Origin of the sequence: Corynebacterium hiratae, from assembly GCF_009708045.1 — a bacterium.
Classification (GTDB): Bacteria; Actinomycetota; Actinomycetes; order Mycobacteriales; family Mycobacteriaceae; genus Corynebacterium; species Corynebacterium hiratae.
The window spans coordinates 76653-97702 of record NZ_VIOG01000010.1 but is presented as its reverse complement, the minus strand read 5'-3'; the positions used below and the strand labels follow the sequence as shown (position 1 = coordinate 97702).

The window sequence follows — 21050 nt, the reverse complement described above, 5'->3', positions numbered from 1 at the left end:
GAGGATGAAGCAATGTCCGGATTTCGCGTAGAAAACCCCGCTACCGGTGAGGTTCTCGAGACTTTTGACCACGCCACTGACCAGGAGGTCCTGGCCGCCGTCGACTCCGCGCACGAGGCCTTCCTCAGCTGGCGCGATACCCCGATCGAGGAGCGCGCCAAAGTGGTCACGCGCGTTGCCGAGCTCTTCGAAGAGCGCAAGGATGAGCTCGCAGACATCATCGCTACCGAAATGGGCAAGCCGGTCTCCGAGGGCGTCGAGGAGGCTGAGTTCAGCGGCGCTATCTTTAGCTACTACGCCGACAATGGCCCGAAGTTCGCCGCCGACGAGGAAATTCCCGTCGAGATGGACGGCAAGGGCTACATTCAGCGCCGCCCCATCGGCGCTCTGCTGGGCATCATGCCGTGGAACTTCCCCTACTACCAGGTCGCGCGCTTCGCCGCCCCGAACCTGATGCTAGGCAACACCATCGTCTTGAAACACGCCACCATCTGCCCGCGCTCCGCGCTTGCCATCCAAAAGATCATGGATGATGCCGGTGTTCCCAAGGGCGTCTACACCAACGTCTTCGCTACTCACGAGCAGGCAGAGAAGATCATCGAGCACAAGGAGCTGCGCGGTGTGTCCCTCACCGGCTCCGAGCGCGCTGGTGCTGCGGTGGGCTCTCTGGCTGCGAAGAACCTCAAGAAGGCAGTACTGGAGCTCGGTGGCTCCGACCCGTACGTCATCCTCGACACCGATGACGTCAAGCAGGCAGCCAAGGATGCGTGGGAGACCCGCATGTACAACACCGGCCAGGCGTGCAACTCCAACAAGCGCCTGATCGTGATGGACGATATCTACGACGAGTTCGTCGCTGAGCTGGTCGAGCTCGCGAAGGCAATGAAGCCAGGCACCCCGCAGGAGGCTTCCGAGACCGTCTACACCCCGTTGTCTTCGCGCAGCGCGGCAGAAAACCTCAAGGATCAGATCGACCGCATCGTGGCCGCCGGCGCCACCCTGCACGTCGGCGGTGAGCTGGCGGATGAGAAGTCTTCCTACTTCAGCCCCGCCGTGCTGACCGATGTCCCGGTTGGCTCTGATGTCTACTACGAAGAACTCTTCGGCCCCGTGGCGACCGTGTTCAAGGTCAGCAGCGACGAAGAGGCTCTCGAGCTGGCCAACGACACCCAGTACGGCCTGGGCGGTTGCGTCTTCTCCAAGGACGTCGAGCGCGCTGAGAAGATTGCCCAGCGCCTGGAGGTCGGCATGTCCAACGTCAACACCTACGCGGCGGAGGGCGCCGAGGTCCCCTTCGGTGGTGTGAAGAACTCCGGTTACGGCCGCGAGCTGGGCCCCTACGGCATGGATGAGTTTGTCAACAAGCGCACCTACTTCGTGGCCAACTAAGGAGATCCCATGACGTCACTAGGAAACTTCGTTCTCGAGGTCCACACCGCGCTTTTCGACGGCCACGATACCTCCGTCCTGGACAAGCACTTCGCCGACAACTTCGTGGAGCACTCTCCCCTCATCGCTAATGATGCAGAAGGTCTCAAGAAGTTTGTCACGGATCTGGGCGAGGGTCTGAAGTACACCAACGCCCGGGTGATTGCCGACGAAGCCAACGGCCTCGTCGCTTTACATGGTCGCTTCGACGGCATCGAGGATGAGCCGTTCGTTGGTTTCGATATCTACCGCGTCGAGGGCGACAAGATTGTCGAGCACTGGGACAACCTCGTTCCCCTTGCGGAACCGAACGCAAGCGGCCGCACGCAGCTCGATGGCGCTACCGAGATCGGTGATGAGAGCCTCACCGAGCAGAACCGAGAGTTCGTCATCGAGTTCTTCACCCGCTCGCTCATCGGCGCTGATTACTCCGGCTTCATCGACAACACCCGTGATGATCAGTTTGCCCAGCACTCCCCTGATATCGCCGACGGTGCCCAGAACTGCGTCGATTTCCTCACCAAGCTGAAAGAGGACGGCGAGGGGCTGGAGTATGAGCGCATCCACCGCACGGTTGCACAAGGACAGTTCGTTCTGACCCATTCCGAAGGCAGCATCGCTGGTGCGCGCCATTCCTATTGCGAGCTGTGGCGCGTCAAGGACGGCAAGCTCGTCGAAATGTGGGATGCCATTTCTGAGGTCCCGTCCGACGACGAGGCACTCCACAACCATGGCATCTTCTAAGCCATTGCGCTTCTGGGCCTTCGCCTAGGTCGCACGCCGAAAGGCTGGGCCGCTCCTTGATACGGGGAGCAGCCCAGCCTTTCGCGTTTTTCTAGATCCAGGGCCGGGCTACAACTGCCCGTTCTGCCAAAACCAACGCTCCTGACTCAAGATCTGGCCCGAACTTTGGCAACTAGGCGAGTTCGTCGCGTCTAAAAGTGCCGCATCTAAAGCCGGCTCTAAGCCCAGCCTGCCGGCACCAACCCGAGGATGGAAATGATCGAGTAGATGAAGGCCAAGACATAAACCACAATGATGGTTCCTTGGATTACCGGGTGAGCGAGTCCGCCCACGTTCCAACCCGGGTCGCGGTCGCCCTTCTTCCGGGAGGCGTGCAACAGCATCACCGGGATGACGGACATGATGGCACCCGCGAAACCACCGGCATAGGACAGCGCCGCAACGAAGCCACCGAGACCAGCAATGGAAATCACCAGTGGCGGAACAACCGTCAGCGCCACCGCCACGATGCGCTGTCCCTTCACACCTTCCCAGTGGAAGATGTCCAAGACGTTGCGCATGGTGGTAAAACCAATCGCCAAGAACGAAGTCAGCATGGCCGCCAGCGCAAAGATATTGGCCAAGTAGTAGGCCACCGGACCCAGTGCCTCACCCCAGGCAATGGTCACCACCTCGGTGACCTCCATGCCAAGCAGACCAAGGGCGGCAAAAGGAACCAACGCCAAGGTAAAGCCCGTCACCACCATGCCGAGCACAATTGCCCGCGCGGTCTGCTGTGGCTTGGCCGGGTCCATACCTTGCACCAGTTCCGGGACCACGTACTGCGCCAAGAAGGAGAAGACCGCGAGGTTCAGAATCGGGACGATGAAGAAGGGATGAAGAACCAGCAGGTTCTCAGCCTTGATACCCGGCCCCAGGATTGTCCATCCACACAGCACCGCGATAATGATCGCCATACCGGCAGTAATCGCTCCCTCAGCTGCACCCGTGGTGTGCAGGCCGCGGTACATCACCCACGAACCGAAGCCGAAGAAGATCAACGTGCCAAGAAGCGGCGGCAACCCGAAGATGTTGTTGATCAAGTCACCCGAACCAGCAGCATAGGCAATCAGCGCACCGATGCCGTTGACGATGATGGCCACGAAAACCAACCAGCGGCCCCACTGCCCCAGGTAATGCTCCGCCAATCCGGAAACCTGCAGCGGCGCCTTGGTGCGCATGGCTGTCTCCGCCACGTACAGCATGGAAATGGTCGTGAGGGTGCCTGCTATCAGCAAAGCGATAACGAGTGCGAGGAACCCTCCGTTGCGGGCAGCATAAGGAATAGAGAGGACTCCAGCACCGATGTTGGTGCCGAAGATAAGGGCGATGCCCTGCACGAAGGACAGCGCGGGTTTGAACTCCGCCGTGGACTCATCCTTCTGCGGCACAGAAAATTTGTTGGACAAAGACTTCTCCGATAACTAAGGACTAATAAAACAGGAGCTCACCCGGAAAGAACCGGGTGAGCGAAAGAGCGAACTACTTGTACTCGTTGAACTGCTTGACGACGACCTGCAGCGCCTCACGCCACAAGTCTTCCGGGATGGCCAGGGAGGGCAGGAAGCGGATGACGTTGTGGTCGAGGCCGCAGGTGAGGATGAGCACGCCCTCGGCCTTGGCGGCGTCGGCAATCTTGTGCACTAGCTCGGAATCCGGCTCGCCCTCAGCGGTGACGAATTCGAGGGCGAGCATGGCGCCGCGGCCGCGGAACTCTGCTACGCGCTCATCGCCCAGGATGGGTTCCAGCTCCTCGCGGGCAATCTTCTCCAGGTTCTGGGCACGTGCCCCGAAGTCCTTCTCCTCGAATTCCTTGAAGGTTGCCAGCGCAGCAGCACAAGCCACCGGGTTACCCGTGTAGGTACCGCCCAGGCCACCCGGCTGCGGAGCATCCATGATTTCTGCACGGCCGGTCACTGCGGACAGCGGCATGCCGGAGGCAATACCCTTCGCAATGGTCACCATGTCCGGAACGATGCCTTCATGGTCGGAGGCGAACCAGGTACCGGTGCGCATCATGCCTGCCTGGATCTCGTCGACGATGAAGACCACGTCGTTGTCGTTGCACCACTTCTGGATTGCTGCGAGGTAGCCCTCGGCCGGGACGACGAAGCCGCCCTCGCCCTGGATCGGCTCAGCGACAACGCAGGCCAGGTTGGCTGCGCCGACTTCCTGCTCAATCATGGTGATGGTCTTCTTGGCAGCCTCGGCGCCGCTCAGGCCGTCACGCAGCGGGTAGGACATCGATGCACGGTAAATCTCCGGCGCGAAGGGACCGAAGCCATTCTTGTAGGGCGACTGCTTAGCGGTCATCGCCATGGTCAGGTTGGTGCGTCCATGGAAGGCACGGTCCATGACGACAACACCGCGCTTGCCGGTGTAGTTACGGGCAATCTTCACGGCGTTCTCAACGGCCTCCGCACCGGAGTTAAACAGCGCGGTCTTCTTCGGGTGATCACCCGGGGTGACCTCGTTGAGTTTTTCTGCCACGGCCACGTAGGACTCGTACGGGGAAATGGTGAAGGAGGTGTGGGTGAAGTGCGCGACGGCTTCCTGCACCGCGGCCACGACGGCCGGGTTAGAAGCGCCGGCAGAAGTCACGGCGATACCGGAAGCGAGATCGATGAAGCGGTTGCCGTCGGCGTCGGCAAGAATGCCGCCATCCGCATCCACCACGTAGCCCGGTAGCGAGGGCGCCATGCCCGCGGGAAGGGCATTCTTGCGACGCTCATCCAGGGCGGCACTCTTCGGACCCGGGACCTGCTGGCCCAGGTGGCGGGACTGCTCAATGTGGTACTGAAGTTCCTGCATGGTCTTCCTTTTGTGTTGGGATGAATAGGATGCCACTTAGTGTGGCCCCTACCACCCTTGCGGCACTATCGACAGGGTGTATAAATTTTGAGCCCACAACTGTGTAGCCTGTCCAGCATGAGTGAGATTTCCTTCCGCTGGCTCACCAACCAGCACTCGCTGAACCTGCGCCCACTCGTTGAGGGCAAACCCGCGTTCAGCACCATCCATGCGTCAGAGCTCGCGGACCCCACCGAGTTCACCTCCCCCGGCGCGCTCATGCTCACTCTGGGACTCGTTTTCCGCGACGATCCGGAAGGCTTCGAGCACTATGCCGCCGCCCTCGCCGCAGCCGGGGTACACGGCATTGGTTTCGGTACCGGACTCGCCTTCGCCGAGGTACCACCCGTACTGACCCGTGCTTGTTCCCAGCACCACCTCACCCTTTTTGAGATCCCGCGCGCCACCCGCTTCGTGTCCATCACTACTGCGGTAGCCCAGGAACAAGCGCGCCTCGAAAACAATGCGCACTTCACCTTCCACCGCCAACAAGAGCGCCTCAATCACGCAGCTGTGTCGGGCATCCAAGCGCTCATCGATGAGGCGAGCAATCAACTCAGCGCCGCTGTAGCGGTAGCTAGTTCCTCCGGAGCGGTGCTCAGCCAGAGAGATGCGGAGCAGCTCAGCGCAGCCAGCGCCGCAGTGGAGGCCGCGGAGCAGACGGGGCGGGGCACGGGGACGTCGACAAGCACAGGTGCCACCATCACCAGCACCTTCGGCTCCGCGGGCCGGCGTTGGGCCGTCGCCGCCAGGCGCTCGGAGAAGTTCGATTCCTATTCGCGCGCGCTCATCCGGCATCTATCGGGTCTGGCCAGCCTGCTGCTTGATCACCCCGATGGCAACAACCACGCTATTCTCGGGGCGCTAGCGCTTGATGCCCAGCTCGCCGGCGTTGACTCCCCCGCCCTGCACGCGGCCTTTCACTTGATTGATAGCCACGATCTCGTGGATGTTCTCTATGTCACGGCCTCGACCCCGTCGCGCCTCGCGCGCACAGTGAGTGAGATCGGCAAGGCCGAGCCGCACAGCTTCGTCCGCCCGAAACAGGATTCTGCACTTCTCATGCTTCCTCCGGGAACCGCAACCTCACACCTGTTCAAGAAACAGTCGCGCTACCTTCGCGTCTCCGTCCTTCGGGGTGTTGCGTGGCAGGAGCTGAACCCAGCACTGCTGTCTTCTCTTCAAAGCCATGCGCGCAGCCTGCCCCTTGGCACCGTAGCGGCCTTTGATTCTGCTGCGCCTACCTGGCTGGCGGAACCCGGCGTCTCGGAGGCCCTCGGCGCCCGGCGCGCGGCCACGGTCAGCCGCTTGGCCGCCCAGGATGCGCAGCACAACACCGAGCTGCTCGCTACCTTGCGGGCCTTCCTCGTGGGCAACGCCAACTTGGCCACCGCTGCGGCGGAGCTGGGCGTTCACCGCCACACGGTGCGCGCCCGCTTGGACAAGATCGAGCAACTCTGCGGCGTGGACTTGAACAACCCCGTCACCCGCGCGGAACTCCTCCTACTCAGCATCGACTCTTAGAGCTTCAGTCCGTAACACTCACTCCGAGAATCAGTAGCTCCGCCGCCACGAGCGGGTCCTTGAGATCTACCTCGAGGAGATCCTCCAAGTCCGCGATGCGCTTGCGCACGGTGTGCCGGTGTGATTGAAGCTCCTCAGCGGTTCGGCTCACATGCCCGCCCGCACGCAGGTAGACCTCCAGGGTTTCCGCCAACTCGGTGCCGTGCTCCGCGTCGTGAGCGCGTACCTTGCCCCAGGTTTCTTCGGCGCGGTTGTGCACCGCGCCCTTGACCCTGGGATCCCTAGTCCAGCTCAACGTCCGCGATTCTGGCCCCGCCAACATCCCGGGCTGAAGCCCGAAAGCGAAGGACTCTAGTTCGCGGACAATGCCCACGCCCAGCTCGGCCCACGGCATGGGCTGGCCCACGACGATGCGCTTGCTACCGCGGATATCGCGCAACAAATCCTGCAGGTTCTTCATCGTGCGGCTTCCTCTGAAAAGCAGGAGGCTAGAGGATTTATCCAGCGTGTATTCGAAAAGCAAGCGCCCGTGATCCTGCAGGCGGGCGTCCAAGGCGTGGAGGAAGCGCTGGTGGGCGCGCTCGCCCTCCGATTTCACCAAGACCGGACGCACGCGGCCCTGCGCATCGCCCACGAGCCGGAAGATGCGGCGCATGGGATCCTCCGGCTGATCCATACCCAACTGAATGGCCATCGCCATGGAGTTGAGTTCGTTTTGGGTGCGCCGCAGCTCCTGCGGGCGCTTCACGGTGAGCTCCGCCAGGCCGGCGGCCTGTTTGAGCAGCGCACGCTCGTTCACACCGAAACTCTCACGCGCCACTGCCAGCAGCCCGAAGGAGCGCGCACCGTGGTCGGCCAAGCGCTGGGCCAAGACATTCCACCCGCCGACGCGGCGAGCGGCATAGAAGTTCTGGGCGCGGGTATCGGCAATCACCGGGCCCCACTCCATCGGCGGGAGCCCGGGGTGGCTCGACTGCGCGAAGACCCGCCCATCCTTATCCACGAGGCAGGTATGCGCGCCCAACAGGCGGCTGGTTTTGTCCACGAGGGCGTCGAGGCCCGCCACAGCGGCGTCGTTGAGCGCGCCCTGCTGGGCAATGAAGCGCTCCAGTCCTTCCTCCCGCTGGCGCTGCAACTCGTCGTGCAAACGCGCGAGCACGGAGACGAAAGGCACGCGCCGCGCCACCGTGAAGAGTGAAATATCGCAGTCCCGGGCGGCCTCCACCATGCCGGGTGGGACCTCGGCGAAGGCTAAACCAACGCCGAAGCCCACCCCCGTCACTCCCCCCGCGGCCACCCTGCGAACGTACTCCACTAGCTGATCGGGTTGCCCCTCAAAGGCCATACCAGTGAGCAGGATGACGGCCCCCGAGCCCACAAACTCGCGGGGATCGCGCAGTTCACAGGGGTGCATGACGGAAAACGGCCGCCCGCAATCGTGCAGCACGTCAATCCCCAGATCGGGTTGGCTAGCCAACCATCTGAGAGAAACGTTTCCTTCTTCTAGTCCGGCAGCTACCCCCTTATCCAATGTGGACAATTTCTCACCATTCTTTCACCAGATTGTCTATGGCCCTTCTGAAGTCTAGCCGCCAGAATGACCCACGTCATAAAAATTCCGAGTATTAAGGAGCAGACAGCATGCAGGATCTCAAGCACCGCCTCCCCCAGGAGCGGAATGTCTCCACCGCAATCCCTGGCCCCCGCAGCCAGGAGCTGAATGCCGCCCGTGAAGCAGACGTCGCCGCTGGCGTCATCCCGGGCTACCCCTCCTACATCACCGACGGTGACGGTGGCGTGCTTGTCGACGTCGACGGCAACACCATCGTCGACTTCGCATCCGGCATCGCCGTGACCTCCGTCGGCGCTTCCAACCAGCGCGTTGCCAAGGCCGTCGCCGAGGCCGCCAGCCACCTCACCCACACCTGCTTCCTCAACGCTCCGTACCAGGGCTTCGTTGATGTCTGCAAGAAGCTCAACGAGCTGACCCCGGGCACCCACGAGAAGAAGACCTGCCTCTTCTCCACCGGCGCTGAGGCAGTGGAGAACGCCATCAAGATCGCTCGCCGCTACACCGGCAAGAACCGCGTCGTGGTCTTCGACGGCGCCTTCCACGGCCGCACCAACCTCACCATGACCATGACCGCCAAGAACAAGCCCTACAAGCAGGGCTTTGGCACCCTGGCCGCTGACATCTACCGCGCGCCGATGTCCTACCCGCTGCGCGACGGCCTCGACGGCAAGCAGGCTGCAGCGCGCACCCTGCGCTACATCGAGCAGTACGTCGGCACCGAGGAGCTGGCTGCCGTCATCATCGAGCCGGTGCAGGGCGAGGGCGGCTTCGTCGAGCCGGCCAAGGGCTTCCTCCCGGCACTGCAGGAATGGTGCACCGACAATGGCGTCGTCTTCATCGCCGATGAGATCCAGGCCGGCATCTGCCGCACTGGTTCCTGGTTCGCCTGCGATGACGAGGGCATCATCCCGGACCTCATCACCACCGCCAAGGGCGTGGGCGGCGGCATGCCGCTGTCCGCTGTGACCGGCCGCGCCGAGATCATGGATGCCCCGGACCCGGGCTCTCTGGGCGGCACCTACGCCGGTAACCCGGTGGCCTGTGCTGCTTCCCTGGCAGCCTTCGAGGAGATGGAGGAGCTGGATCTGGCTTCCCGCGCCCGCGAGATCGAGGCCATCATCCGCGAGGTGCTGGAGCCGCTGCTTGAGCTCACCACCGTCGCCGAGGTCCGCGGCCGCGGCGCCATGATCGCCATCGAGCTGGTCGACGACAACAACCAGCCGAACGCTGACCTCACCGCCAAGGTGGCCAAGACCTGCCGCGAGCAGGGCGTGCTCATCCTCACCTGCGGCCTCGACGGCAACGTCATCCGCCTTCTGCCGCCGCTGGTCATCAACGAGTCCACCCTGCGCGACGGCCTCCAGGTCCTGGCCGAAGCCATCCGCGCAAACTAACCCGAACCACCACCGACTTAAAGGAGACACACCACCATGAAGATCTACGATTGCATCATCCTCGGCACCGGCTACGGCGGACTGGGCATGGGCGCCCAGCTGGTCCGCGACGAGCAGAAGGACTTCCTCATCCTCGAGGCTGCCGATGAGGTCGGCGGCGTCTGGCGCGACAACACCTACCCGGGCGCTGCTTGCGATACCCAGGCTCTGATCTACTGCTACTCCTACTTCCTCAACCTCGGCGTGTCCCGCATGTTCGCCGGCCAAGACGAGATGCAGGGCTACCTCAAGGCTCTCGCCGAGGAGTTCAACCTCTACGATCACATCAAGTTCAACCACCGCATCACCCGCGCCGAGTGGAAGGAAGACCTCAAGGCATGGGAGATCGAGGCTAACGGCGAGACCTACTACGGCCGCGTCTTCGTCGGTGCGTGGGGCCAGCTCTCCAAGCCGAAGATCCCGAACTTCCCGAACCGCGAGGCTTTCCAGGGCGTGCAGTTCCACTCCGCTGAGTGGAACCACGACGTTGACCTAGCCGGCAAGAAGGTTGCCGTCATCGGCAACGCTGCTTCTGCAGTTCAGCTGGTTCCGGAGGTAGCAAAGGTTGCGGAGAAGCTCTCCGTGTTCCAGCGCTCCGCAAACTACATCCTGCCGCGCAACCAGGTCATCTTCACCGATGAAGAGCTCAAGGAGTTCCAGGAGAACCCGGATTCCTACCGCGCTATCCGCCAGGAGATCCACGAGGTTCGCGAGGAGGGCTTCGACCGCACCCGCAAGGGCACCGATTCCGCTGCCGAGGGTGTCGAGCAGGCCATGGAGCACCTGCGCTCCCAGGTCAACGACCCGGAGCTGGTGGAGAAGCTCACCCCGACCTTCGCCTTCGGCTGCAAGCGCATTCTGCGCTCCGATGACTTCTACCCCACCTTCAACCGTGACAACGTAGAGCTCATCACCGCTGGCATCGAGAAGTTCACCGAGACCGGCATCCGCACCGATGACGGAGCAGAGCACGACTTCGACGTGGTCATCTACGCCACCGGCTTCCACTCCCAGGAGTTCCAGGGTGATTTGCCGATTGCTGGCCGCGATGGCGTCGACCTGCGCGAACGCTGGGGTAACTCCCCGGAGGCGTACCTGGGCATGACCGTGGACGGCTTCCCGAACTTCTTCATGCTCTATGGCCCGAACACCAACCTCAACCACCACTCCGTGGTGGCCATGCTCGAGGCACAGGACCGCTACATCTCCCAGGCCGTTGCGTACCTGCGCGAGAACCCGGAGGCAGCCCTGGACGTGAAGAAGAACGTCATCGACGAGTTCAACACCCGCATCCAGAAGGAGCTTGAGGAATCTGCGTTCTCCGCTGACTGCTCCTCCTGGTACAAGAACGAGGAAGGCCGCGTCATCAACAACTGGTCCGGCAACGTTGCTGAGTACTACGAGCTCACCGACAAGCTCGAGCTCAACGACTACGAGCTGGTCTAGGAGGCAGTTTCACAATGCACACTCTGCACGACGAATTTTCCGGGCGTCCCGTCGCTGAGGATGCGTGGAAGGCGCTGAAACCTTTCCGCGATGGTGGGGCGAAGTCCTTCCATAACTTCCCCATCCCGCAGGTGCGTGAGAACTACGTAGCCTCGGCCCACGCCAACCCGCTCCACGAGGAGAAGGAACCCGCGACCACGGATTTCCAGGTCGAGGACTTCCAGGTTCGCCTCTACGACCCCCGCCCGGAGGCGGAGCGCGGCCAGGAGACCCCAGCGGTGCTCTACATGCACGGCGGCGGCTGGCTCATGGGCAACCTGGAGACCCACCACTCCTCGGTACGCCGTATCGCGGTGCTGACTGGTCTCCCGGTCGTTGCGGTGGACTATCGCCTTGCCCCGGAGCACACCTACCCGGCTGCTATCGACGATTGCCGCGCTGCCTACCGCTGGTTGTCCAACCCTGAGGCCGAGCACGGCCTGACCGTGACCTCCATCGCGGTAGCGGGTGACTCGGCCGGCGGCCAGCTCGCCGCCACCCTGGCGAACGAGTTCGTGGGCGAAGAAGACGTCGCCAAGCTCAGCTCCCAGGTCCTGCTCTACCCCATCACGGATTGCTCCCGCGAACGCACCGAGAACGGCGCCTCCTACAAGCGCCTCGAGGAGGGCTTCCCGTTGGCCGCCGACACCATGCGCTGGTTCATCGATACCTTCGTCACGGAGGAGGCACAGCGCACGGCAACGGATCTCTCCCCGCTGTTGCTAGAAGAGCTACCGGAGGGCCTGCCCCCGTCGCTCGTCATCACGGTAGATAACGATCCGCTCGCGGACGAGGGCATCGAATACGCCGGCAAGCTGGCGAAGGCGGGCGTCGACGTCACGCACAAGCACCTTCTGGGCTACCACCACGGGCTGTTTACCTCAGCTGCGGTCATTGACCGTGGCGAGGAGGAGCTCGCAGTCGTCGCCGAGTTCATCAAGGCGGCAGCGAACTAGAAGCTTCCGCTCCATCACGCACGGGGCAGGCACCTTCAAAGGCAGCCTGCCCCGTTTGCATAAGTAGCTATTTCTGTCCACCTAAAGTTAGGTTCACCATGCTTAAACGCTCATTCGGCATCGCGATGGCCTTCATCGGCGTACTCGCGGGTGCCTCCTTCGCTTCCGGCCGCGAGGCCCTTCAATACTTCGTTGCCTTCGGCAACATGGGCATCGTCGGTGCCATCGTTGCCGCGCTAGCCATGACCATCTCCGGTATCACTATTCTCCAACTAGGTTCTTATCACCGCGCCAAGGAGCACACCTCCGTCTTCAACGCGGTGTCCACCCCCATTGTGTCGAAGGTCCTCGACTTCGCCACGCTGACCTGTCTCTTCTGCATCGGCTTCGCCATGTTCGCCGGTGCCGGTGCCAACCTCAACCAGCAGTGGGGCTGGCCAGTATGGATCGGCGCGGTCCTCATGCTCGTTCTCACGCTGCTTACTGGCCTGCTTGACGTGGACAAGGTAACCATCGCCATCGGCGCTATCACCCCGTTCATCATCGTCCTGCTCACCATCGGCACGGTCTATACCGTGCTCACGTCCAACCCCGATTGGTCGCACCTCAACGAGCAGGCACAGACCATTCCCACCACGCTGCCGAACTGGTGGGTCTCCTCTATCAATAACCTGGGTCTTAACGTCATCGTCGTGGTCTCCATGATGATCGTTATTGGCGGTAACTTCCTCGATGCTAAGGAAGTGGGCTACGGCGGCATCCTCGGCGGCCTGTGCTTCCTGTTCCTGCTGGCGGTCCTCGTCGGTGGCCTCTACGTCTCCGTGGGACCGATCACCGAGGCTGAGATGCCAACGCTGGCCATGATTGAGCAGATTCACCCGTGGCTTGGTGTCGCCATGTCCGTTGCTATTTACGGCATGATTTATAACACCTCCATCGGCATGTTCTATGCCTTTGCCAAGCGCCTCACCCGCGGCAAGCCGCAGCACTTCTACAAGGTCTATGTCATCTCCGTGCTCATCGGCTTTGTCCTCTCCTTCATTGGCTTCTCCAACCTCATCGGCTGGGTTTACCCGATTCTGGGCTACATGGGCATCGCCATCATGTTCATCATCGGCTTCGCCTGGCTGAAGAACCGCGGGGAGCTGCAGTCCGAAGCGGACCTGCGCCGCCGCGCACGCGAGCTCCTCAAGAAGCGCTTTGAGAATGACAACCACCTCTCCGATGAGGAGATGCGTGAACTCGTGGCCATTGCTCGCAACTCCTCCATCCCGGAATCTGACTTCATCAAGGAGATCATGACCGAGGTTGATTCCGAGGACATTCCGGAAGAGCTGCAGATCGGTGACGGCAAGCTCCACGCGCTGATCACCGGCAAGCCCATCCCGCGTAGCAAGAAGAAGGTGTAGTTCTCTCCACTCCCCCTCTCACTCTCTACTCTCACACCTTCTCCGTGCCCCCGCATACAGCCGCCTAGCGCTGCATGCGGGGGCGCAGCGCTTTCCACAGCGCCCACAAAACCAGATCCGCATCGGAGAACCGAATCCGTTCCTCCAGAGCTTCCAGCCGGTGCCGCACCGTATTGGCGTGCACGCCCACGGCCTTCGCCGCCCGGGCCACGGAGAAGCTTTCAGCTTCATAGGCGCGAAAGATCTCTTCGCCATCCTTAATCCCCTCAATCGCGCGGTCGAGCTCCCCCACTGCGTCCTCCAAGCCGCGCTGGCCCAGGTAGGCCGCTGCCTTCTCGATGGCGCTGCAGTGAGTGAACTCCAAGCTCTGCAGGTGCAAGGAATGCGTGCGTTCCACCACCACGGCGGCAAGCAGGGCCTGGAGCCACGCTGCAGGGCCTTCCTCAACGGTATCGAAGGGATCAGAAAGCCCGACGGAGCCGAAGAGCACATCCGCGATCCTCGCCTCCGCTCCCGAGTGGGTAGTCAACACGCAGGTGCGGCCGGACACATAGCCCAGCACCAGCGGCACGCCCGCATCCTGGGCCAAGGCGAAGGCCTTGTCGCGCACATCGCTGCGGTAGGAATCCTTGACGGAATCGGAGACAAGGAGCCGCATCTTGGCATGCTCCGAAAAGCCCCGCCTGCGCAACGTGGTGGCCACTTCTTCCCTATTCGAATTCTCATCGCACAACGCCACCATCAGCGCGCTCGATTCGGCGACGTGGTTGCGCTGGATGTTTCTCTGCGCCATCAGGGAAGCGGTGAGCAGCTCCTCCAGCGCCGCGAAAGCGGGGTCATCGAAGTCTGCATCCTGACTGGTTTGCCGCCCGCGGATCAGCCAGTAGCCGTGGTCGAAAGAGGGGCTTTCGCCAGCAATGTCGAGCCACCGTGCAAAGACCTTCCAACGCCCCACGTGCATGGTCGTGGTGCTGTGGTTTATCACCACCGACAGGGAACGCGCGATACTCCGCGCGGGCAGCTCGCCGGCGGCGGCAATAACCCGGCCGTCAACGGTCAACAGCAGCAAGGAATCCCCGCTGAACCTGGCAAAGCGCGCAAGGATCTCGGACTCCGGCGCTGGGTTGACCAACCCGGGGCTTAATTGCCCGATGGTGCTGAGCTTGCGCCAGGATGCCAGGTTGGGTTGGCGCCGCAAAAGCTCATCCACCGCGCGCCGGATATCTTGGCGCGTGATCCCATCGGTGCCGTACAGGACGGCGCCGGTTCCCTCCACCGAGTCCAGGACTTCCTGCTCATCGAACTCGGAGTCGAGGAAGATGACCCCGGCGGCGTCGACCAGCCGGCGCTGGATGGCGCGCGGGGTTCCCTCCGGCCGGGGAAGGACAAGCCAACCCGCCACGTCCCCATCGCCCTCGGCGCACAGCCCCACAAAATTCTCATCCTCGAGCGCCCTGCTCAAGCGGCGCAGTCGCGGCTCCATCACGACGAGATCGGCGATCCGCAGCACCGGATTATCTTGTGACGCCACTTATCCCTCCGGAAAATAGTGTCCTATCTTACTTTTCTCCGGCTAATTCTAGTATGCCCCAACCTGCTTGTTTGGAGTTTCCTCTACCTTCTCCGCTCTCAATTCACTGTTTCTCCATTGCTCCCCTTCTCGTGCCATATCAAGATTCCTCTCAACCGAATTCACCAGCCTTTGAAAGAGAGGTTCCCACCATGACGGGAAATAAACCTTTTCGCGTATCCGTCGACGTCGGAGGAACGTTCACCGATGTCGCGATTGTTAACACCGAGACCCACGAGTTGTCGGTAGCCAAGGTTCCCTCCACCCCGGATGACCCGATGAAGGCGGTGATGAACGGCCTCAAGTCGGCCGACGTCCAGCTCAACCAGGTCGAGGTGTTCTCCCACGGCACCACGTGGCCACCAACGCGCTGATCCAGCGCCGCTTCCCACCGGCAGCGCTCATCACCACGAAGGGCTTCCGCGATGTTCTGGAAATCCGCGACGGCACCAAGGATGAGTTGTGGGATGCCTACAAGGACGTTCCGGATCCCTACATCCGCCGCCGTGATCGCTACGAAGTAGAAGAGCGCATCGACTTCGATGGCGCCGAGATCACCCCGTTGGATGAGGAAGAGGCTCGCCGCATCGCCGGGATCCTGCGCCGCAAGAAGATTGAGACCGTCGCGGTCTGCTTCATCAACTCCCATGCCAACGCCTCCCACGAGGAGCGCATGGCGGAGATCCTGCGCGAGGAGCTTCCCGACGCCACCGTCTCCACCTCCTCCGAAATCCTCCCGGAGATCTTCGAGCACGACCGCTTCTCCACGACCGTCGCCAATGCGGTCCTGGCCCCGCTCGTCTCCGGCTACGTCAACCGTCTGTCCCGCCAGCTCGAGGAAGGCGGCTACGACGGAGACCTGCTCCTTCTCCACTCCGGCGGCGGTTCCATGACCCCGGAGATGGTGACCCGCTACCCGGTCCGCCTGGCTGCCTCCGGCATTGCGGCCGGCGCCATCGCGGTGCAAGACATCGCCACCCGCTGTGGCTACTCCAACGCGATTGGCCTGGAAATGGGCGGTACCTCCACCGATATCGCGCTGGTCTACGAAGGTGACATCCGCATCACCAAGCAGTGGCAGGTCGAATACGGCTTCCCCATCTGCTTCCCGTCCATCGAGGTCGGCACCATCGGCGCTGGCGGCGGCTCGCTGGCGTGGATCGATGAGGCAGGTTCCCTGCGCAACGGCCCGCAGTCCGCGGGCGCGGATCCGGGACCGGTCTGCTACGAGCGCGGCGGCACCGATGCCACCAACACCGATGCCAACGTCACCCTCGGCCGCCTCGGCACCGAGCTCATCGGCGGTGCACTGAAGCTGAACCCGGATGCCGCGCGCGAGGCCGTCAACAAGACGGTCGCGGAACCCCTCGGTCTCGATACCGAAACCGCCGCGGAGAACATCGTGCAGGTGGCCAACGCCAACATGGCCGATGCGGTACGCCTGCTGTCCATCCGCCGTGGTTACGACCCGCGTGACTTCGTCCTTGTCGTCGGCGGCGGCGCCGGCGCCCTGCACGGCGCTGAGGTCGCCCGCGATCTGTCCATCCCCACCGTCGTGGTCCCGCCGCACCCAGGCGTGACCTCCGCCCAGGGCTGCTTGCTCGTGGACATCCGACACGACATCACCAAGATGTACCAAGCACCGGTGGACGAGGTGGACACCACCGAACTGCGCAAGGAATTCCAGGCGCTGATCTCCGAGGCCCGCGAGCGCCTGGAGAAGGAGCACGTCCCGGAGGAGCGCATGAAGTTCAAGCTGACCGCGTCCATGCGCTACCGCGGCCAGTGGCGTTCCCTGACGGTGGAAATCCCCGAGTCCGATAACCCGCTCGATGATGCCGTCGCCATGTTCCACGATGAGCACGAGCGCGAGTACTCCTTCGCCGACCGCGACGGCGCGGTGGAGTTCTACCAGATTGGCCTCATCGCCATCGGCGAGCTTGAGAACCCGCCCTTCAAGCACTACGAGGTCGAAGAGCACGAGGCAGAGCTCCCAGAGACCACCCGCCCCGTCTACTTCTCCGCGCACGGCGGCTGGGCCGATGTCCCGATTTATCACCGCCCCGACCTGAAGGCCGGCGCCAAGCTCAACGGCCCGGCCATCATCGACCAGTTCGATGCCACCACCGTCATTCCGCCTGGAGACCGTGCAGAAATTGATGAGTGGTCCAACATCCGTATCCACATCGGCAAGGCCACCAACGCCTAAGACCCTCGCCTTCAGACTCTCCTTTGAAAGGAATCGACATGACTACGACTCACACACAGCCACAGAAACCCTCGCCGTCCTCTTCCGGCCGCCGCACGCTCGACCCGGTGACCTTCGAGGTTCTTAAGAACGCCTTTGCCACCTCGGTCAACCTCATGTCCGAGCAGATTCTGCGCACCTGCTACTCCTTCGTCATTTACTCGCGTGACTTCTCCTCCGCGCTGTGTGATGCCGAGGGCAACACCGTGATGCAGGGAAACCAGGACATCGCCGTACACGTCGGCACCCTGCACTTCCAGTGCCAAGCCGTGCTCAAGGAATTCGGCGATGACATCCACGAAGGTGACGTCTTCGCCATCAACGACCCCTACCAGGGCGGCACGCACATGAATGACGTGTCCTTCCTGCGCCCCATCTTCCACGAGGGCACCCTGCTGGCCTTCGCACAGAACAAGGGCCACTGGGCCGATGCCGGCGGCTCCGTCCCGGGCTCCTTCGACGTCTCCGCGACCGACTACTACACCGAGGGCCTGCGCATCACCCCGGTGCGCGTGTGGTCCAAGGGCGTGTTCCTCAAGGACGTCGCCAAGCTCCTGGCTGGCAACACCCGCAGCCCCGAGATCGTCATGGGCGACCTCAAGGCCCAGGCCGAGGCCACCGCAGTGTGTGAGCGTGAAATCCACCGTCTCGTGGACAAGTACTCCTTCGACACCGTGCGCACCGCGCTGCGTGCGGTCCAGGACTACGTGGAAGACATCGTCACCTCCCGTGTGGCCGCGCTTGACGACGGCGAGTGGTCCACCATCGACTACATCGACCTCGACCCGGCCAAGGAAGAGGGCCTCGTTCCCATCAAGGTAACGATGCGCATCAAGGGCGGACGCCTCTCCTACTCGCTGGACGGTTCCGCGCCGGCAGTCGCCAGCTTCCTCAACGCGGGCTATGGCTCCGCATTCTCCGGAATCGTCGCCGGCACCAAGACCTTCTTCCCCGACGTGCCGCTCAACTCCGGCCTCTACCGCGCCATGGACATCGACCTCGGCCCGGAGGGAACCGTGGTCAACGCCGGAATGCCGCACGCGGTGACCGGCTTCTGTTCCGGCCCCTTCGAGAAGATCATGAACGCGGTCTTCGAGCTGTGGTCCCAACTCATGCAAGAGCGCGCCATGGCCTGTGCCTTCAACCTGGAGTACCTGCTCATCGGTGGTTGGGACACCCGTGACGCGAAGAAACCAGAGGACAAGGGCGAGTTCTTCATGTGGTACGACTGGATGGCTGGCGGCTGGGGCGGCCGCGTCGACCGCGACGGTTCCTCTGCCACCGCACCGGTCTTCGGCCCGGGCCTGGCGGTCCAGCCGGTCGAAGGCCAGGAGCGTCTCTCCCCCGTTATCACCAGCCACCACGCACTGGTGACTGACTCGGCGGGCCCCGGCAAGTTCCGCGGCGGTGTGGGCGTAACCAAGGGCGGTGTGCTCACAGATGCGAACAAGACCGTCATGAGCTACTGCTGTGACCGCTCGCGTTCCGTGACCTGGGGCATCGAGGGTGGTCTGCCCTCCATCCCGCAGGGCGTGTGGCTCAACCGCGGCACCCCGGATGAGCAGTACCTCGGCGCGCTGTTCTCCAACGTTCCGGTGGGCCCGGGCGATACCTTCGAGCGCCCCTCCGCCGGTGGCGGCGGCTTCGGCGATGCCCTGGAGCGCGACCCGAAGGCCGTGCTGGAGGACGTCATCGATGGCTACGTCTCCGTGGGCCGTGCCGCCAAGGACTACGGCGTTGTCATCCACCCCGTTGACCCGGAAACCGACGAGTACGAGCTCGACGAGGAGGAAACCGCGAAGCTGCGTGAGGAGCTGCGCTCCACCCGCCTGGACAAACTGGCGGAGTCCCCGGAGTCCGTGGCTGAGCGCTACAACGCCGGCGAGCTGGACCAGCTCGACCTGGTCCGCCACTACGGCGTCATCCTCGACTGGGCCACCGGTGAGCTCCTGCCCACCACCACCCAGCAGTACCGCGAGCAGATGACCAAGCGTTCCTCTTCCCACTGGAAGTAGGTAGCGCCCCGGCTAGCCCCCTAAGCTAGGGGGCATGTCTCTCCTCGGCCCCGTACTCTCCCACCTCGCCAGCGGCACCCGCGTCCCCGACGAGCTGCGCGAGCAACTGGCGGCCGAGGAGCTTGGCGCGCTTCGGGCCGTTGAGGAAACCATGCGCGCCAACCACACGTGGCGGGTGATGTCGACGAAACTGCTCGACGTCTCCCAGATGCTCAACTCGGGCCGCGAATCCACCGACATCCTCCAGGCGATTGTGCGCCACGCACGCTCCACCATCGGCACGGAGGTGGGCTACCTCAGCCTCAACGATGAGGACACCGGCTTTACCAAGGTGCTGGCCACCAGCGGTGTCGTCACTGAGGAATTCCGCACCATCAACATGCCGATGGGCTCCGGAATCCTCGGCATCGTGGCCGCCACTAACCGCCCGGCGTGGACCTATGACCATTCTGTGGATCCCAACGTCACGCACGTGGATTACGTGGACCGTGCGGTAGAAGCCGAAGGAATCCGCGGGATCCTCGGCGCCCCGATCCGCATTTCTGGGCGCACCATCGGCGCGCTTCTCGTGGGGGATCGCCACCCGCGTCACTACACGCACGAGGAAATCGCAGCGCTCGAGGTGCTCGGCTCTATTACCTCCGTGGCGCTGGAGAATGCCCAAGTCATTGAGAGTCAGGGCGAATCCGTCGCGGAGCTTACCCGCTCCCAAATTGCGCTGAGCCGCCACGTGGACGAATTGCAGTGGCTCAACGACGTCAACACGCAGCTGCTCCACGTGCTGATGAACAATCCCAGCTTCGAGGAGCTCGAGCGCGTGCTAGCTAAAAGCCTCGATGCGCCGGTCACGCTGTGGACCGCGGAGGATGCCCCGGACACTCCCCCAACCAGCACGTTCCCCGTGGAGTTTAACGGGCGGGCGCTGGGCACGATTGGTGTGGACAAGGAGCTCAGCGACGCCGAACTGCGCGTCATCAGCCACGCCTCCGCAGCCTTTACAGCGATTGCGCTTTTTGCTGAGGCGCTTGTCGACGCCACCGCGCGCAAAGTCGACGACCTCGTCTACGCCGTAGCACTAGGCAACGCCGGGCGCGAGGAGATCGCCCGCCTGCGCCACCTCACAGGCATCAGCCTGAACTCTTCGGCACAGCTGTACTTCGTAGGCCTGCACTCAGCCAAGAACCTGCCCACCCGCCCCCAGCTGGAGCACCTCCTGCCAGGTAACGCCGCCATTACGCACCACGACCAACACGTGTGCGTGCTGTACCAACCGGATCGGGATATCGGTAAGGCGCTGGCCCCACTGCTGTCTGAATTCCCTGAGTTGACGGTCTCTGCCATCGGCTTCGACGGCCTAAGCTCCGCGCGCAGCGCCCACGATTCCGCCATGGCCTACCTGGATTCAGCACTCGCTTTGGGCTTGCGCGGCCAGCTGGTCACCGAGGACTCCCTGGGCACGGTAGGCCTCATCCTAGGCGCGGACCCGCAGGCACTGAACGCGCTGTCCACGCGCACCATCGGCCCGCTGGTGCACTACGACGAGGAACACTCCACCGAGTTGACCGCTACCGCGCACCACTACTTGCTCTCCGGGCACAGCATCCCGCAGACAGCCCGCGCCATGTTCATCCACCCCAACACAGTGCGCCAACGCCTCGATCGGATCGCTGAGCTCATGGGTGAGGAGTGGGCCGTGGGCCAGCGCGGCCTCGATGTCTTTGTGGCGTTGCGCGCCCACTCCCTCAGCAGGTAGAGAATTCCCCATCCACATAACGG

The 21050-nt window shown here is 63.0% G+C and carries 13 protein-coding genes and 1 pseudogene; 10 read left to right on the top strand and 4 right to left on the bottom strand.

Going from position 1 to position 21050, the window contains the following annotated elements; all coding sequences use genetic code 11:
• Positions 1-12: 12 nt before the first annotated feature.
• The gene (locus FME68_RS09655) at positions 13-1389 is read left to right on the top strand and encodes an NAD-dependent succinate-semialdehyde dehydrogenase (RefSeq protein ID WP_158397425.1); all 1377 of its coding nucleotides are present in this window, start codon (positions 13-15) and stop codon (positions 1387-1389) included.
• Positions 1390-1398: 9 nt separating this feature from the next.
• A complete protein-coding gene (locus FME68_RS09650; protein WP_102233989.1) occupies positions 1399-2172 on the top strand; it encodes a nuclear transport factor 2 family protein in 774 nt (257 codons plus the stop codon).
• 218 nt (positions 2173-2390) lie between these two features.
• Here FME68_RS09650 and FME68_RS09645 read toward each other — a convergent pair whose 3' ends face one another.
• Both FME68_RS09645 and gabT (FME68_RS09640) read right to left on the bottom strand, forming a co-directional pair.
• A complete protein-coding gene (locus FME68_RS09645) occupies positions 2391-3620 on the bottom strand; it encodes an aromatic amino acid transport family protein (protein ID WP_158397424.1) in 1230 nt (409 codons plus the stop codon).
• 73 nt (positions 3621-3693) lie between these two features.
• Positions 3694-5022 (bottom strand): 4-aminobutyrate--2-oxoglutarate transaminase, encoded by a 1329-nt coding sequence (gene gabT / locus FME68_RS09640; RefSeq protein ID WP_158397423.1) that lies wholly within the window; start codon positions 5020-5022, stop codon positions 3694-3696.
• 117 nt (positions 5023-5139) lie between these two features.
• Here gabT (FME68_RS09640) and FME68_RS09635 point away from each other — a divergent pair, with 117 nt between their 5' ends.
• Complete coding sequence (locus FME68_RS09635; protein WP_158397422.1) at positions 5140-6585, top strand: PucR family transcriptional regulator; 1446 nt, start codon at positions 5140-5142, stop codon at positions 6583-6585.
• A gap of 4 nt (positions 6586-6589) precedes the next feature.
• Here the strand turns inward: FME68_RS09635 and FME68_RS09630 are convergent, their stop codons facing one another.
• Positions 6590-8062, bottom strand: coding sequence for a helix-turn-helix domain-containing protein (locus tag FME68_RS09630; RefSeq protein ID WP_230308957.1), 1473 nt, complete (start codon positions 8060-8062; stop codon positions 6590-6592).
• Positions 8063-8226: 164 nt separating this feature from the next.
• Between FME68_RS09630 and gabT (FME68_RS09625) the strand changes: the two genes are divergently transcribed.
• The 4 genes from gabT (FME68_RS09625) to FME68_RS09610 all read left to right on the top strand — a co-directional run bounded on the left by gabT (FME68_RS09625) (position 8227) and on the right by FME68_RS09610 (position 13441).
• Entirely contained in the window at positions 8227-9552 is a 1326-nt protein-coding gene (gene gabT, locus FME68_RS09625; protein WP_158397421.1) for a 4-aminobutyrate--2-oxoglutarate transaminase, read from the top strand.
• A gap of 36 nt (positions 9553-9588) precedes the next feature.
• Positions 9589-11037, top strand: coding sequence for a flavin-containing monooxygenase (locus FME68_RS09620; RefSeq protein WP_158397420.1), 1449 nt, complete (start codon positions 9589-9591; stop codon positions 11035-11037).
• A 14-nt stretch (positions 11038-11051) separates the two neighbouring features.
• Positions 11052-12032 carry an alpha/beta hydrolase gene (locus FME68_RS09615; RefSeq protein ID WP_158397419.1) on the top strand — a complete coding sequence of 327 codons (981 nt, stop codon included), beginning with the start codon at positions 11052-11054 and terminating at the stop codon, positions 12030-12032.
• Positions 12033-12130: 98 nt separating this feature from the next.
• Positions 12131-13441 carry a YkvI family membrane protein gene (locus FME68_RS09610; RefSeq protein ID WP_158397418.1) on the top strand — a complete coding sequence of 437 codons (1311 nt, stop codon included), beginning with the start codon at positions 12131-12133 and terminating at the stop codon, positions 13439-13441.
• Positions 13442-13505: 64 nt separating this feature from the next.
• On the opposite strand, the gene FME68_RS09605 is transcribed toward FME68_RS09610, so the two are convergent.
• A complete protein-coding gene (locus FME68_RS09605) occupies positions 13506-14972 on the bottom strand; it encodes a helix-turn-helix domain-containing protein (RefSeq protein WP_328287800.1) in 1467 nt (488 codons plus the stop codon).
• A gap of 191 nt (positions 14973-15163) precedes the next feature.
• Between FME68_RS09605 and FME68_RS09600 the strand changes: the two are divergent.
• The 3 genes and pseudogenes from FME68_RS09600 (at position 15164) to FME68_RS09590 (ending at position 21027) form a co-directional block, all read left to right on the top strand.
• Positions 15164-17220: pseudogene (locus FME68_RS09600) on the top strand (hydantoinase/oxoprolinase family protein).
• 38 nt (positions 17221-17258) lie between these two features.
• Complete coding sequence (locus FME68_RS09595; protein WP_158397417.1) at positions 17259-19274, top strand: hydantoinase B/oxoprolinase family protein; 2016 nt, start codon at positions 17259-17261, stop codon at positions 19272-19274.
• 34 nt (positions 19275-19308) lie between these two features.
• Entirely contained in the window at positions 19309-21027 is a 1719-nt protein-coding gene (locus tag FME68_RS09590; RefSeq protein ID WP_158397416.1) for a helix-turn-helix domain-containing protein, read from the top strand.
• Positions 21028-21050 lie beyond the last annotated feature (23 nt).